This is a genomic window from Pseudoalteromonas sp. XMcav2-N, assembly GCF_024124545.1.
Classification (GTDB): domain Bacteria; phylum Pseudomonadota; class Gammaproteobacteria; order Enterobacterales; family Alteromonadaceae; genus Pseudoalteromonas.
Window position 1 is genome coordinate 122436 of the sequence record NZ_JAMXSF010000016.1, and the last position, 13157, is coordinate 135592.

The window sequence follows — 13157 nt, forward strand, 5'->3', positions numbered from 1 at the left end:
TGCACTTTGTTTAAGGAAATTGAAGACCTGAGCGAGAGTCTGGTGTTGATTGTTGAAGACTCAATGCTGACGCAAAAAGTCATCTCGTGCTTTTTAGAGGGGGTTTGTTCGGTACATATGGTGACATCTGGCGAAAAGGCAATTGAGTTTTGCCGTGCTACACCGCCAGACCTGATCCTGATGGACTGGGTATTGGAAGGTATGTCTGGAGTAGAGGCCTGCAAACAGCTACAGGAAATGGAGGGGCTGTCTGATATTCCCATTATTTTTGTGACCTCCAATATCAGTGAGCAACAACAGGACTTGTGCTGGGATGCCGGCGCAGTCGACTTCATTCCTAAACCTATCGTAGCCAAGACTCTGATTAACAGGGTTAAAACTCATTTAAAATACAAACAGCAGGCCGATACGCTCAAGCGCTATTCGTATTACGATGGCCTGACAAAAGTATTCAACCGGCGCTTTTTTGATATGGAAGGAGCGCGTCAGTTCAAACAGAGCGTTCGTCAGCAACATACCTGCTCAGTGGTTATGCTGGATATCGATCACTTTAAAAAATTCAATGACCGCTATGGTCACTTGAATGGCGACGATGCCCTTAAGGCCGTTGCCAGTGCGATTGATGGCCAGATACGCAGACCAATGGACGGGGTGTATCGCTACGGTGGCGAGGAATTTGCCATCTTACTACCAGACACAGAGCCAGACGGGGCGAAACAGCTTGCCGATCAATTTGTTGATGCCGTCAAAGCGTTGGCCATTGTCCATGAAGATTCGGAGTTTGGGGTGGTTACTATCAGTGCGGGTGTTGCGAGTAATAATCGGGGTGAACACTATCAGGGTTTGGCGCAGCTGATTGCTGCGGCGGATGAAGCGCTCTATAACGCAAAACACCAGGGTCGAAATCAGGCCTGTGTGGCAGAAAAAAAGGGCGCTTAGGCCCTTTTCAATTGACTGCTAGTACTACGGCTTAACCCGCCATGTTATACAGCAGTGCAGAGACAGCTAAGAGGCCGACTATCAGGATAAAATAGGTGCCAAGATGGTGGCGGTATTTTTGTAGTGTCGGTACCTTAAAAATGGCAATGGTTGGCATGATAAAGAGGATCATGGCAATAATGGGTCCTGAGATGGCACCCATCATATCCAGAATACTGGGGTTCATTACCGCACATACCCAAATGGCGATAAACATCAGGCCCACACCCAGTTTATCTATTAAACCCACAGATAAAGATGACTGCTTGCTCAGCAGACCGTTAAAGCTCTCGCGTGCCCCCAGAAAGTGACCAAGGAAGGATGAGGTAATGGCAATAAAGGCGACCAGTGGACCCAGCATGGCAATAAACGGATTGTCATACACATTGGCAAGATAAGATAAAACAGACACGTTGGCTTCTTTGGCTTCGCGCATTTGCTCGGGGCTCAGTGACAATACACACGAAAAGACAAAGAGCAGCACGAAGACAATCAGCATGAGGGAAGTATTACGCAGAATGGCTTCAGCTTTGTGTGTGGCACTGTGTGCATAATGACGGCGCTGGGCATTGGCAAAGCTTGAAATGGCCGCAGCATGGCTGAATGAAAAGACAATAATTGGCACAGACAACCACAGCGTTTCACTCAGAGTGGCGATGTCCGGCGTTGCCACAACGGGTGCTTGCCAGTGTGGGATCAGATACAGTGACAGCATAAGCAGGATGGCAACCAGTGGGTAGACCAGTAACGCAAATGCTCGTAGTAACAGCTTTTCCCCGCCCAGCATAATGGCAATCATGCCCGCAACCAGCAAGCCGGAAAGTAACACTCTGGGAGGCGATGCCATCTCCAGCTGATTCACCATGAAGCTGTCTACGGTGTTGGTCAGACCAACACCGTAAATCAACAGAATTGGGAAGATTGAAAAGAAGTACAGCAGTGAGATTAAGCGGCCAGATGCTGCGCCAAAATGCTCTTCAACGACGTCGGTAAAATCACTATCTTTATGCCCGGAAGACAGAACGAACCGTGCCAGCCCTCGGTGAGCCAGGTAGGTCATGGGAAAGGCCAGTATTGCCATGATCATTAGTGGCCAGAACCCACCGATACCTATATTGATAGGCAGAAATAAAATACCGGCGCCGACAGCGGTACCAAACAGGCTCAGAACCCAGTTGGTGTCATGCTGTGTCCAGCGACCCCGACTGCTTTGGCTCTCCCCGTCAGCGAGTGCTGCTGCAGAGAGCCCTTCTGGGGTATTACTCATACTTGTTGTCCTATGATTAGAATTATATGCGCGCGGATGATATAAAAAATACGGCAGATATGCATGTTTTCATCGGTACTCAGTCTATATGTGAGCAAATACTCAGCAGGGATGGTTAAATACTGGCCATATGGCCCGAGGCAACGACAGATACCACCACGGCATTTGACTTTGTAACTTTAAAAGGTACGATTAGGGTCGGAAAATAAGCTAGTATCATAATACAGAACATAGTATTTTAGTCTCTATATCATGCCCAGTTATCAAATACCGTCATGCGTCGTGCAGTTAATCTGATTGGGCTAGCAAGGTAAATCACGCTATGGAAATAATTAATCTTGATCCGCATCACCCGGAAGTGTCGCAGTTACTGAGAGACATAGATGCGTTGATGAATACATTGTACCCACCAAGCAGTAACCAGCTGATCCCTGCGGATGAGCTAGCTGCTCCGGATGTCTATTTTGTTGGGGCCAGAACAGAACAAGCGCTGATGGGTTGTGGGGCATTGGTGCCAAAAACTGATGAGGCTGGTGAACTGGCGTGTTATGGGGAGCTCAAACGGGTGTATGTGCAGCCGCCATATCGAGGTTTAGGTGTGTCCAAACAGATTATGCAGTCACTCATTGGGTATGCCAGACAGTGTGGATTCAAAATACTCAGGCTTGAAACTGGGATCAGGCAAACTGAAGCCATAGGACTCTATACGTCATTGGGCTTCATTCAATGTGAGGCGTTTGGCAGTTACGAGCCCGATCCGTTGAGCGTATATATGGAATTGCATCTTTCATAAGTGCGCATTTCTTTGCGGGTGTTGAGTCACATTTTTGCTATACTGCCGCGACGAATTTTTTGAGCTTTACACAATTATGTCCTTTGAATCTCTCGCCATTGCGCCGACCCTTTTAGACGGGCTTGCGGCGCTCGACTTTATCGAGCCGACGTCTGTTCAGGCAAAAAGTATTCCCTTAGTTTTGGCAGGTCACGACTTGCTGGCATGTGCACAAACGGGTACTGGTAAAACCGCGGCGTTTATGTTGCCTATAATGACACAGCTGATAAGCAAACCGGCTAAAGGTGTCCGCGCTTTGGTACTGGCCCCTACTCGTGAGCTCGCTCAGCAAGTGGCACAGCATGCCAGTGCTTATGCGGCTCATAGTGACTTGGTAACTGTATGTCTGCATGGTGGAGCCAACATCGGGCCTCAGGAGAAAGCCCTGAGAGAGGGGGCTGATATTGTGGTTGCCACACCCGGACGGCTGTTGGATCATTTGATCAAAGGCACATTAACGTTATCAGCGATAGAATATCTGGTATTCGACGAAGCGGATCGAATGCTTGATATGGGGTTTATGGGTGAAATACGCCGTATTATGCGCAAGATGCCATCTGAGCGGCAAACTTTACTGTTTTCAGCGACGGTTGATGAGGCCATTTTTAATCAGGTCAAAGACTGGTTAAAAGAACCCAAACGAATAGGCATAGAAGCTCAGAACCAAACCGCAGCTAAGGTCGAGCAAATCTTCTATGCGGTGGATGAAGAGCGCAAACGTGAGCTGATCGCCCACCTTATTGGAAAGAAAAACTGGCATCAGGTGCTCATTTTTACACGCACCAAAAAGCAAGCTGATGACTACGCAAAAGAGTTAAATAAGGATGGTCTGAAGACGCAGTCTATCCACGGCGATAAGTCTCAGGGGGCCCGGAATAAAGCGCTTGCACAATTTAAAGACGGCGAAATTAGAGTACTGGTTGCAACCGATGTGGCGGCGCGTGGTATTGATATTCAGCAACTGAACTACGTTATCAATGCGGAGCTACCTTACGTGGCTGAAGACTATGTGCACCGCATAGGTCGTACTGGCAGGGCAGGAGAAGCGGGCACAGCGATTTCATTGGTCAGCATTGATGAGCAATGGTTACTGGAAGAGATCGAAGTGCTGCTGGATGAGCGCCTCACGCCTCAGTGGTTAAGCGGTTATGAACCTGATCTGACCCGTGAGCCTAAAAATGAGCGACAAAACTCAGCCAAATCTCGTCGTCAACGTGATAAAAAGCGCGTACTGGGTCAGCGTGGTAAGCGTCGGCGTTAATTGCTCGGATAATTATAGTAACGGCACACTAATTTTTTGGTTGAGCTAAGGGTAATCTTAGCTCAACCTGGCATCCACTTACCTCTTCAGATAGCTGGTAATTGGACAGCAATAACTGCCCGCCATGGTTTTGTACAATCTGTCTTGCAAGGGCCAGTCCCACGCCTGTTCCATGTTCTTTTGTGGTGTAAAGAGGAATAAACAGGTTGTCTGGGTTTTGGATACCAGGACCCAAATCACGTATCTGTATGGTCACGCTATTGTGAGTGTGCAAAAGTTGGCAGTCGATGGGCTTATCAGGGGCGGCCTCGACGGCATTTTTAAACAAATTGATCAAACACTGTTCTAACTGGGTCTGATCTAACATCAGCGTCGGCAATGGCTGTGCCTTGAATTGCACGGGGTGGCCGATTAAAGCGATCACTCCATTTAACATCTCGTTTAGCACACAGGGCACACGTTGTGGTGCAGGAAGCTGACTCAATGCCTTGTATCCACTTATAAAGCTGTGTAACCGTCTTGCGCGTTCGGCGATAATAGCGAGTCCTTCGCGGAGATCCAGCTTGTCCTCTTGGGGGGCTGAGAGTTGGCTGACCAGCTTAGTTAAAGTGGCAGACAAACTATTGATGGGTGCCAAAGAATTATTAACCTCATGGCTGAGTACTCGAACCAAATCCTGCCATGCTTTGTGTTCCTGTCGACTGATCACCAGCTCAAGATCAGACAGAATATACAAAGTATGTTGTCTGGCCTGTTCCCTGAAGGAGTCTTTGAATAAATGCCAGCGAGTTGGCTGCTGGTGCAAGGTCAGGGTGACCAGATCGTGGTTGCAGGCGCTGTCAAGTGGTGCGAGCTGCAAAGCCGTCAGTGTTTGCCCGCACAGCCGTGATTGCGACTGGGCTAGCAAACGTTCAGCTGCTGGGTTTGCCATGGTGATTCTGCTGTCAGAGTCGGTCGCAATGATCACCGCATCAACTTGTTTGAGGAGCTTTGCCATCAGTAGTTGATGTTCTTTGTAGTCGAAGCGGGCGGAAGCCAGGCTGTCGCAAAGCTGGTTAATTTGACTTATCAGTAGCGCTTGCGGGCCTGTTGCGTTGGCTGATTTGGCTCGCAGTGTAAAATCGCCATGGTTGAGAGCTTCGATCAGATTACCAAATGAGATAAATTGCTCGCTGAGTTTGTCATGGATTTTGTATAATGAGGCCAGAATCCCACAGCTTAGCAGCAGAATAATCAGTGCTTTGAGGTACAGGCTGATATCACTCAAAGAAACAAAAATCAGCGCTGTGAGCCAGCTGGGCAGTAGTGCTAAGAAAACATAAATGAGTTGTTTGTATTCAAAACTCAGGCGCGTTGTCATAATTGATATTTCTCTAACCGGCGATAAAATGCACTGCGGCTTAGTCCTAGGGACTTAGCTGCGGCCAGCGCATTGCCTTTGTGGTCCATCAGTCTGCGTTCAATCACCTTTTTTTCTATTTCGTCCAGTGTTCCCTCTGGCGGCTCAGAGTCATGCACCGCCGGGGCAACATGTGGTTGTGATGGGGTTAGCATCAGGTGTTCTGTGGTGATTTTATTTGCTGCCAGCAGCGTTGCTCTTTCCATCGTGTGTGCCAGCTCTCTGATGTTGCCAGGCCATGGGTAAGTCATCAGTGTAAAAATGGCCTCCTGACTGAGTACTGGCGCGTGCTTTTGTAAGCGCCTGGCAGCCTGTTCGATAAATGCATTTGCCATAGGTTGAATATCTTCCTGTCTCTGGCATAAAGGTGGCAGGTCAATAACAAAGGTATTGAGGCGATAGAACAGATCCTGGCGAAAACGCTGTGACTGCACCATGTGTGCGAGATCTGCGTTGGTGGCGCTAATCAATCTGAAATCAGCCTCCAGGGTTTTACTGCTGCCCAGTCTTTCAAATTGGCGCTCTTCCAGTAAGCGTAATAGCTTGGCTTGCTGTGATAGAGGAATATTGCCAATTTCATCTAGAAACAAGGTGCCTTCACGCGCCAGCTCAACCCGTCCTATTCGTTGTGATTTTGCATCGGTAAATGCGCCTTTTACGTGACCAAATAACTCGGATTCAAACAGGGACTCGCTGACGGCACCCATGTTCAGAGAGACAAAGCGATGTTCACTGCGAGTGCTCATTGCATGAATGTGTCTGGCAAGCAGGCTCTTTCCGGTACCATTGGGGCCGGTGACTAGTATGTTTATATCTGTTCTGGCAACTTGCTCAATCTGAGCCATCAACTTTTGCATGGCGGCAGAATGAGTTATCAGAGGGGGCTGGCTGTCAGCCAGAGACGCCTTCAGGCTGGCATTTTCAGCACTTAGGAGCTGATTCTGGTGGCGCTCAGCACGCAGTTTAAGCTGGTTTACAATAATGCTGTGTAGCCGTTCATTTTCCCAGGGCTTTTGAACAAAATCCCCGGCACCGGCTTTCATCACTTCAACGGCGATTTCAATACTGGCCCAGCCGGTCATGCAAACGATGGCCAGGGTATCGTCGAGCTCATGCAGGCGCTGTGTCAGGACAATACCTTCCTGCCCTGAAGTGGTATCGGCACCATAGTTAAGATCGATCAGTGCAAGATCAATGCGCTGTGACTTAATAAAATATTCGGCTTCTGACGGTGAGCTGGCGGTGCTGACCTCAAAGCCTTCACTTCGTAAAAACAGACGCAAGGCGCTAATGATGCTGCGATCATCATCGCAGATCAGTATATGTGACATAGATTCTTCTTTAATTCTTATTTATCCAAGTTAGTGTAGAGTGTTTGAATTCGGCCCACAAGCACAGTGGGCCGCTGTAACGCTATTCGTCACGCAGAGCCGCGGCCGGCTCAAGCCTTAATGCAGCGCTGACGGGAACCATAATGGCAGCGAGGATGACAGTAGCAATTAAGAGTGGCACCCCCAGGGTGATGAGGGGGTGACTCTGGGCCAGGCCGGCCTGAGTCATCAGATTGACCAGAGCAAACCCCGCTGGTAAGCCAAACATCAGCCCAACTCCCAACTGTTTACTTCCTTGCCAGATAAAGTGGACCAGAATTTCGCTATCACTGGCCCCTAACGCACGACGAACACCGACCTCTTGTTGCTTTTGTGCAATTGCATTGGCCATGACCGCATAAATCCCGCTAAAGGCAATAACCATAGAGGCGAGCGCAAACAAAGTGAATACTTTACTGACAAAGTTCATCCCGGCGACACGTTCAGCCACTGCAGGCTCTATGGACATGACACGATAAGGGGGGACGCTTGGGTCCGCTTTGAGTGCTGCGCGTTCAAGTGCTTGGCGAATACTGGCCTGCTTGCCTTTGCCTTGTATGGCTAGATGCATATAACTGCGTGGCATCTGCTCGAAAGGTACGAAGGTTGTGGTGCGAATTAAATTATTACCAGTCGGTTGACCCAGTATCACGTCATTGACGACACCTACGATGGTAAACCAGTCATCACCTTGTTCAACATACCGGATCCGTTTGCCCAGTGCAGAGCCCGCAGGGAAAAACTGACTGGCAAATGATTGGGTCACGATAACAACCTTGGGGGCATCCTTGTTGTCCTGGTTATTGAATCGACGTCCCGCTAGTAAAGTCACATCCAGCATCTCGAAAAAATTATTCGTGATCACATTTAAGTTTGCTGCCGGGTATTGCGCCATACGGCCGTAGTCTTGTCCCTCAATAGCAAAGTTATTGTACGCCCCCCAGGTGTGTGCCATTGAACTGGCCATCGTCACCTGATCAATTTCGCTCTGTTGTAGTATCAGGGTACTGAGCGTTGAGAAATACTGTCGCCGACTGTCTTCGCTTTCGTAACCCAGATCCGGTAACTGAATTCTTGCGGTTATGTAGTTTGTTGTGCGCATACCGTAGTCGGCCCGGTTAATGGTATCAATGCCATTAACCATTGCCGCCGAGACCATAATTAAGGCACAGGAGAGTGCAACTTCCAGAGCGACAATCAATTTACTAAGACGGGCATTTTTCTGGCCTTGCGCACCTCGTGTGCCATCTCGTAATACAGTATTGATATCCGTGCTGGTGGCACGCCAAGCTGGCAGCAATCCGGTGAGCAGGGCAGTTGCAATGACAATAGCAAACGCCACTAACAGACTATTTTGGGTAAAATTTGCATGCCACCAGTAAGGCATTTCAATGGGCATGGCTGTGGCAAAGTAGTCAACTGACACCTCCACTCCCCATCCCGCCAGCAGTATGGCGAATGTGCCAGAGAGCACAGAGATCAATGTACTTTCTATCAACATTTGCTTAATCAGCGTGGCCCGTGGAGCGCCCAGCGCACTGCGGATTGCGGTTTCTTTAGTGTTTTCCAGTGCCCGGGAAAGTAGCAGATTACCCACATTCACACATGCGAGTAACAGGATCATAAAGACTGAGATATACATAGTCGCGACAATTTGTGTCCCGCCACTGCCGACCAGTTCATCCTGAAAAGTCCAGACATGACCCAGTACGTTGGAATTGAGCTGTGGATGTGCCTGTCTGAGTTGATTGAAGTATTGTGCCACTTCCTGAGCCAGTTCGGCACGCTGAGTGCCCGGCTTCAGTCTGGCATACATGGCGACATAGGGGGAGTCTTTGCGGGCGATCCCCCGAGTTGAGAGTGAAAATGGTAAGTATAGAGTTGCGTCCGACGGAAAGCGGTAGCCCTGCTCAGATACGCCTATGATCGTATGTGCAGTACCATTGACTGTCAGTGTTTTGCCAACAACGTTTGCGTCACCTGCAAATAGTTCTTGCCACAGGGCATACCCTAATACAACGACGTTGTCTTGGCCTGGTAACATGTCTGCGTCACTGAGTAAGCGACCAAGAGCAGCGCGCCCTCCAGAGAGGCTAAACAGCTCAGGGGTAACCAGGTGAGCACGGTAGCGCAGTGCCCGGTCACCTGTACTCAGGTTAGCACCGCGAATGGCAAAAGCGTCGACGGCATCTACCGTGGTAAGGCGTTGCTTGAGCTCCAGATACTCATGCAGTCTAACAGAGGGCCCGTCATAAATGGTGCCATTGCTGTTGATGGTGATCCGCACCATACGTTCGCCGCCGCTAAAGGGCAGTGGTGCCTGAATTGTAGATTGGATAAAACTGAACATGTAAATGCACAATGCCAGGCCTGTGGTCATAACAAACAGGGTCAGAGCTGTAAATCGGGGGGCCTTGAGCAAGCGTCTGAGTGTATAATGGATATCTTCAATCATTATCTTTATCCTTAAGCGACGACACTGTTTTGAGCGGCGCGGGTATCAGAAATGATCCGTCCGTCAAACACTTCTATAATACGCTCAGCACGCTGTGCGCCTCTGGGGTCATGCGTAACCATACAAATCGTCGCGCCTTCGTGGTGCAGTTTATCCAGTAGCGTCATAACCAGCTCGGCATTTTTTGAGTCCAGATTCCCGGTTGGTTCATCCGCAAGGATGATTGCCGGATCTCCGGCGATGGCTCGTGCGACCGCAACCCTTTGTTGCTGCCCGCCGGATAGCTGGCCTGGATAGTGGCTAGTCCTGTGTCCCATATCCACTTTTTTCAGGGCATTCATCGCCATGGTTTCGCGTTCTTGTCTGCTGAGTGTTTTGCGATAGCGAAGCGGTAGCGCCACGTTTTCCAGTACGGTCAGGTCACTGATAAGATTAAATGACTGGAAAACAAAGCCGATATCCTGATTGCGGATGGCAGCTCGTTGTTTATTGCTCAGGCCCGTAACCTGCTTACCATTTAGTTCATAGCTACCTGAGCTGGTGCTGTCGAGTAAGCCCAGTATTGACAGTAAGGTTGATTTTCCACATCCAGATGGGCCAGATATGGATACGTACTCGCCTTGTTCTATAGTTAGATTGATATCGCTTAGGGCATGTGTTTCAACGTCTTCTGTAGTGAACACTTTTTTCAAATTTTTCAGTGTAATAAGCGCTGTCATGAGGTGATTCCTGATTGTTTTTAAGGGTTGTAAACTAATGCAGCGCTATGCTGCTATGATGTGCAAATTGTTCCTGATCAGACACTATGATGGTGTCTCCTGCCTGTAACCCGGCTAAGATTTCTATTTCCAGACTGGAAGCCTTGCCAAACTGTACTTGGGTTTTATTGGCAAACTGTTGCGCCGCATCCAGTTTAAGTATGTTCATGGTCTGATCAGGTTGTGAGAATGCCGGGCGTTTCACGTACAGGGCATCATTTAAGTGACGAATGATAATCGCCCCATCAATGGATAAGTCGGGTCGGGCTTCATTTGGCAAATCACCGAGCAGCTCAACATCTACCTGTACGGTGCCGTTAACCACAGCGGGGTCAATGCGTGTGACTTTGCCCGTAATAGTATTAAAGCGCGTGTCTATCTCAACGGACTGACCCAGTGCTATGTTTGCAGCTTGGATCTGTGGCACTTTTAACTCTGCTATGAGCTCATCAGCGTGAGCAAACTTGGCAATGTTTTGACCTAGTGCCACTCGTTGGCCAAGCTCCAGAGGCATTGCCTGAACGATACCATCGAGCGGGGCTGTGATCTGTAAGGATGTTAGCTGAAACTGCGCTTGCTCAATGGCTTTATGCAGTTTTGCCAGACGTGCTCTGCGCGCTTTATAACTGGCCTGAAGGTTCTTTGCTAATTGTAGCTGGCGACTTTTATCTATCCTGAGTGTTTGTGCAAGCTGAGTAACAGTTAATTTGGAGTCTTCATAGTCCAACCTGGATACCGTTGCATTGCCTTGTTTGATCAAATCTTCTTCTGCATCAAGACGCAGTTTGGCTTTGTCATATTGCATTTGAGTTTTAAGCAATAGTGCCTGCATTTCCAGCTTTTCCGATTGATGGCTGACAGCGAGCGCCTCAAGCTCTGCCTCCAGTGCCGTGTATTCCCAGTTTAACTCATCCAATTGTTGTTTTAGCTCTGGGTTACTCAATTCGACTATCAGGTCCCCGGCGTTGACTTCTGCACCTGGCTTTACAAGTATTCGCTCAACTTTACCGGTTACATTACTTGCAACCCAGCGAATATCTTCCGGCACCAGCGTACCGGGGGCAGCAACTTTTATACTGAATTCTCCGCGTTGCACTATGGCTGTGAGCAGGGTGCCCCGTTCGACACTGAACGCGCTAAACTGTTGTTGGCTTATAACGAACAGCAGGGTGAGAAAACCAAATAGTGCAGCGACAATGAATGTGCTCTTATGCTTGTACCAGGCTTTGCGTTGCTTTTTAACTATATCCATGGGTAAACTCCGGTCTGAACTTAGCCACATATAATCAAGCTTTGTGCCAAGAGATAAAGTGTATAATTATCATGTTCTTATTTGAGACATTGTAAATGTGCGACATCACTTCACTGAAGTTAAGTCCCATTTTTGGGATGTCAGAATGAGATGGCAGTCCCAAAACTGGGATGAGGCAGGCAAGACAGACAGGAGTTAACTTATGAGAGAAATTCAGTGGCATATTCATCAGGGTAGCATTGAAGACATGCTGGTGGTTGAGCAGCAGATCCCTGAGTTTTCAAACCCCAAGACTCGGGAGGATATCCTTCAGAGGCTGGCTGGGCGCAAATATCTGGCGTTAATCGCCTGCTGTGATGGTCAGCCGGTTGCCTATAAACTCGGTTATGAGCAGGCTGCGCAACAGTTTTATAGCTGGCTTGGGGCTGTGATACCAGCTTGTCGTGGCAAGGGAGTGGCACGCGCACTATTGCTTGAGCAGGAGCGCTGGTGCCGTGAACAGGGCTTCAGTTACATTGAAGTTAAGACGATGAACCGCTTTAAAACCATGATGCAGATGCTGGTAAGCCATGACTATCATATAGCGGAGCTGACTCATCCAGCAACGTCGACAGACACATTGCTGGATGTTCAGATCCGGTTTCGTAAGGCGCTTTAACGCACGCGCGCATCAAAGTAATGATTGAGCCCTAAGGCCGCAAAAATAATCGCACTGCCCAGTCCCAAAGAGACCAGATCCGCAGTGCGATTCCAGATCAGGATATTTACCAGAATCCCCGCTGGGATCAATACATTGTTCATTACCGCCAACGCCCCGACTGATACCAAAGTGACACCTTTGTTCCAGATAAAATAGCCCAGTGCAGATGCAATAACGCCCAGGTAAATCAGGACCCCCCATTGCTGTGAGGTTGCAGGCAGCCGGTTCAGATCGCCAAACAAAGCAAAACTCAGCAAAGATACGAGTAACGCGCCAATAAAGAAAAAACCAAAACTTTGATGGTGCACCAGCGTGTGTTGCTCAGCAAGGCGCTTGTAAAGGACCTGACCCAGTGCAAAACACAGGTTGGCGCCCTGAACGATGATAAAGCCCAGCCAGAAGTCAGGGTTAGGCGTTGTGAGGCGGATCACGACAGCGCCAAGTGTGGCCAGCAGTGCAACCATTAGATAGCGGGCATTGAAACGTCTTGCAAACAAATCATTGAGCAAAGTGATGTACACCGGCGTCATAACGGTAAACAAAAGTACTTCGGGCACGGACAGGAATAAAAAAGCATGGTAGTAAAAACCATACATAGCACCTATCTGGATAGCGCCTATTACCATTAATCTGAACATGACGGGGCGGGCAGTTTGCTGCCAACGAATAAACGGCAAGAAAACCAGAGTCGCCAGTGCAATACGACTGAGTGCCGCAAACCACAAGTCAACGGAGCCTGCCAGATAGACGCCGATCAGGCTGAATGAAAATGCCCACACCAGGGTGATAAAAATCAAGTGATACATATTCAGGTAAGTTATTCAGTGTAGCAAGATGTACGGGATCATACCGCAGCAGGAGTTGACTAATCTAATGAAAACAGAG

General features: G+C 48.8%; 11 protein-coding genes. 4 read left to right on the forward strand and 7 right to left on the reverse strand.

Annotated features, from left to right (window positions below; all coding sequences use genetic code 11):
* Window positions 1-6 precede the first annotated feature (6 nt).
* On the forward strand, window positions 7-939 hold the full coding sequence (locus NH568_RS18800) for a diguanylate cyclase (RefSeq protein ID WP_253049757.1): 933 nt from the start codon (window positions 7-9) through the stop codon (window positions 937-939).
* 31 nt (window positions 940-970) lie between these two features.
* Here the strand turns inward: NH568_RS18800 and NH568_RS18805 are convergent, their stop codons facing one another.
* Window positions 971-2245 (reverse strand): aromatic amino acid transport family protein, encoded by a 1275-nt coding sequence (locus NH568_RS18805; protein WP_253049759.1) that lies wholly within the window; start codon window positions 2243-2245, stop codon window positions 971-973.
* A gap of 322 nt (window positions 2246-2567) precedes the next feature.
* On the opposite strand from NH568_RS18805, the gene NH568_RS18810 reads away from it, so the two are divergent.
* Window positions 2568-3038 carry a GNAT family N-acetyltransferase gene (locus NH568_RS18810; protein WP_138546336.1) on the forward strand — a complete coding sequence of 157 codons (471 nt, stop codon included), beginning with the start codon at window positions 2568-2570 and terminating at the stop codon, window positions 3036-3038.
* 76 nt (window positions 3039-3114) lie between these two features.
* Window positions 3115-4338: a DEAD/DEAH box helicase gene (locus NH568_RS18815; RefSeq protein WP_253049761.1), complete on the forward strand. Its 1224-nt coding sequence runs from the start codon at window positions 3115-3117 to the stop codon at window positions 4336-4338.
* 28 nt (window positions 4339-4366) lie between these two features.
* Here the strand turns inward: NH568_RS18815 and NH568_RS18820 are convergent, their stop codons facing one another.
* The 5 genes from NH568_RS18820 to NH568_RS18840 form a co-directional block, all read right to left on the reverse strand.
* A complete protein-coding gene (locus NH568_RS18820; protein WP_253049763.1) occupies window positions 4367-5698 on the reverse strand; it encodes an ATP-binding protein in 1332 nt (443 codons plus the stop codon).
* The gene (locus NH568_RS18825; protein ID WP_253049765.1) at window positions 5695-7068 is read right to left on the reverse strand and encodes a sigma-54 dependent transcriptional regulator; all 1374 of its coding nucleotides are present in this window, start codon (window positions 7066-7068) and stop codon (window positions 5695-5697) included. The genes NH568_RS18820 and NH568_RS18825 overlap by 4 nt, the downstream gene beginning before the upstream one ends.
* A gap of 82 nt (window positions 7069-7150) precedes the next feature.
* A complete protein-coding gene (locus NH568_RS18830) occupies window positions 7151-9562 on the reverse strand; it encodes an ABC transporter permease (RefSeq protein ID WP_253049767.1) in 2412 nt (803 codons plus the stop codon).
* 11 nt (window positions 9563-9573) lie between these two features.
* Window positions 9574-10281, reverse strand: a complete 708-nt coding sequence (locus tag NH568_RS18835; RefSeq protein ID WP_054017043.1) for an ABC transporter ATP-binding protein — start codon at window positions 10279-10281, stop codon at window positions 9574-9576.
* A 34-nt stretch (window positions 10282-10315) separates the two neighbouring features.
* Entirely contained in the window at window positions 10316-11572 is a 1257-nt protein-coding gene (locus NH568_RS18840) for an HlyD family efflux transporter periplasmic adaptor subunit (protein WP_253049769.1), read from the reverse strand.
* A 202-nt stretch (window positions 11573-11774) separates the two neighbouring features.
* Between NH568_RS18840 and NH568_RS18845 the strand changes: the two genes are divergently transcribed.
* Window positions 11775-12230: a GNAT family N-acetyltransferase gene (locus tag NH568_RS18845; RefSeq protein ID WP_253049771.1), complete on the forward strand. Its 456-nt coding sequence runs from the start codon at window positions 11775-11777 to the stop codon at window positions 12228-12230.
* Here the strand turns inward: NH568_RS18845 and NH568_RS18850 are convergent.
* Window positions 12227-13078, reverse strand: a complete 852-nt coding sequence (locus NH568_RS18850) for a carboxylate/amino acid/amine transporter (protein WP_253049773.1) — start codon at window positions 13076-13078, stop codon at window positions 12227-12229. The two genes, NH568_RS18845 and NH568_RS18850, sit on opposite strands and share 4 nt — an antisense overlap.
* Window positions 13079-13157: the final 79 nt, after the last annotated feature.

Bases quoted from the DNA above. Each gene is read 5' to 3' on its own strand.
- NH568_RS18805 (WP_253049759.1), bottom strand. From the start codon at position 2,245: ATGAGTAATACCCCAGAAGGGCTCTCTGCAGCAGCACTCGCTGACGGG.
- NH568_RS18810 (WP_138546336.1), top strand. From the start codon at position 2,568: ATGGAAATAATTAATCTTGATCCGCATCACCCGGAAGTGTCGCAGTTA.
- NH568_RS18815 (WP_253049761.1), top strand. From the start codon at position 3,115: ATGTCCTTTGAATCTCTCGCCATTGCGCCGACCCTTTTAGACGGGCTT.
- NH568_RS18820 (WP_253049763.1), bottom strand. From the start codon at position 5,698: ATGACAACGCGCCTGAGTTTTGAATACAAACAACTCATTTATGTTTTC.
- NH568_RS18825 (WP_253049765.1), bottom strand. From the start codon at position 7,068: ATGTCACATATACTGATCTGCGATGATGATCGCAGCATCATTAGCGCC.
- NH568_RS18830 (WP_253049767.1), bottom strand. From the start codon at position 9,562: ATGATTGAAGATATCCATTATACACTCAGACGCTTGCTCAAGGCCCCC.
- NH568_RS18835 (WP_054017043.1), bottom strand. From the start codon at position 10,281: ATGACAGCGCTTATTACACTGAAAAATTTGAAAAAAGTGTTCACTACA.
- NH568_RS18840 (WP_253049769.1), bottom strand. From the start codon at position 11,572: ATGGATATAGTTAAAAAGCAACGCAAAGCCTGGTACAAGCATAAGAGC.
- NH568_RS18845 (WP_253049771.1), top strand. From the start codon at position 11,775: ATGAGAGAAATTCAGTGGCATATTCATCAGGGTAGCATTGAAGACATG.
- NH568_RS18850 (WP_253049773.1), bottom strand. From the start codon at position 13,078: ATGTATCACTTGATTTTTATCACCCTGGTGTGGGCATTTTCATTCAGC.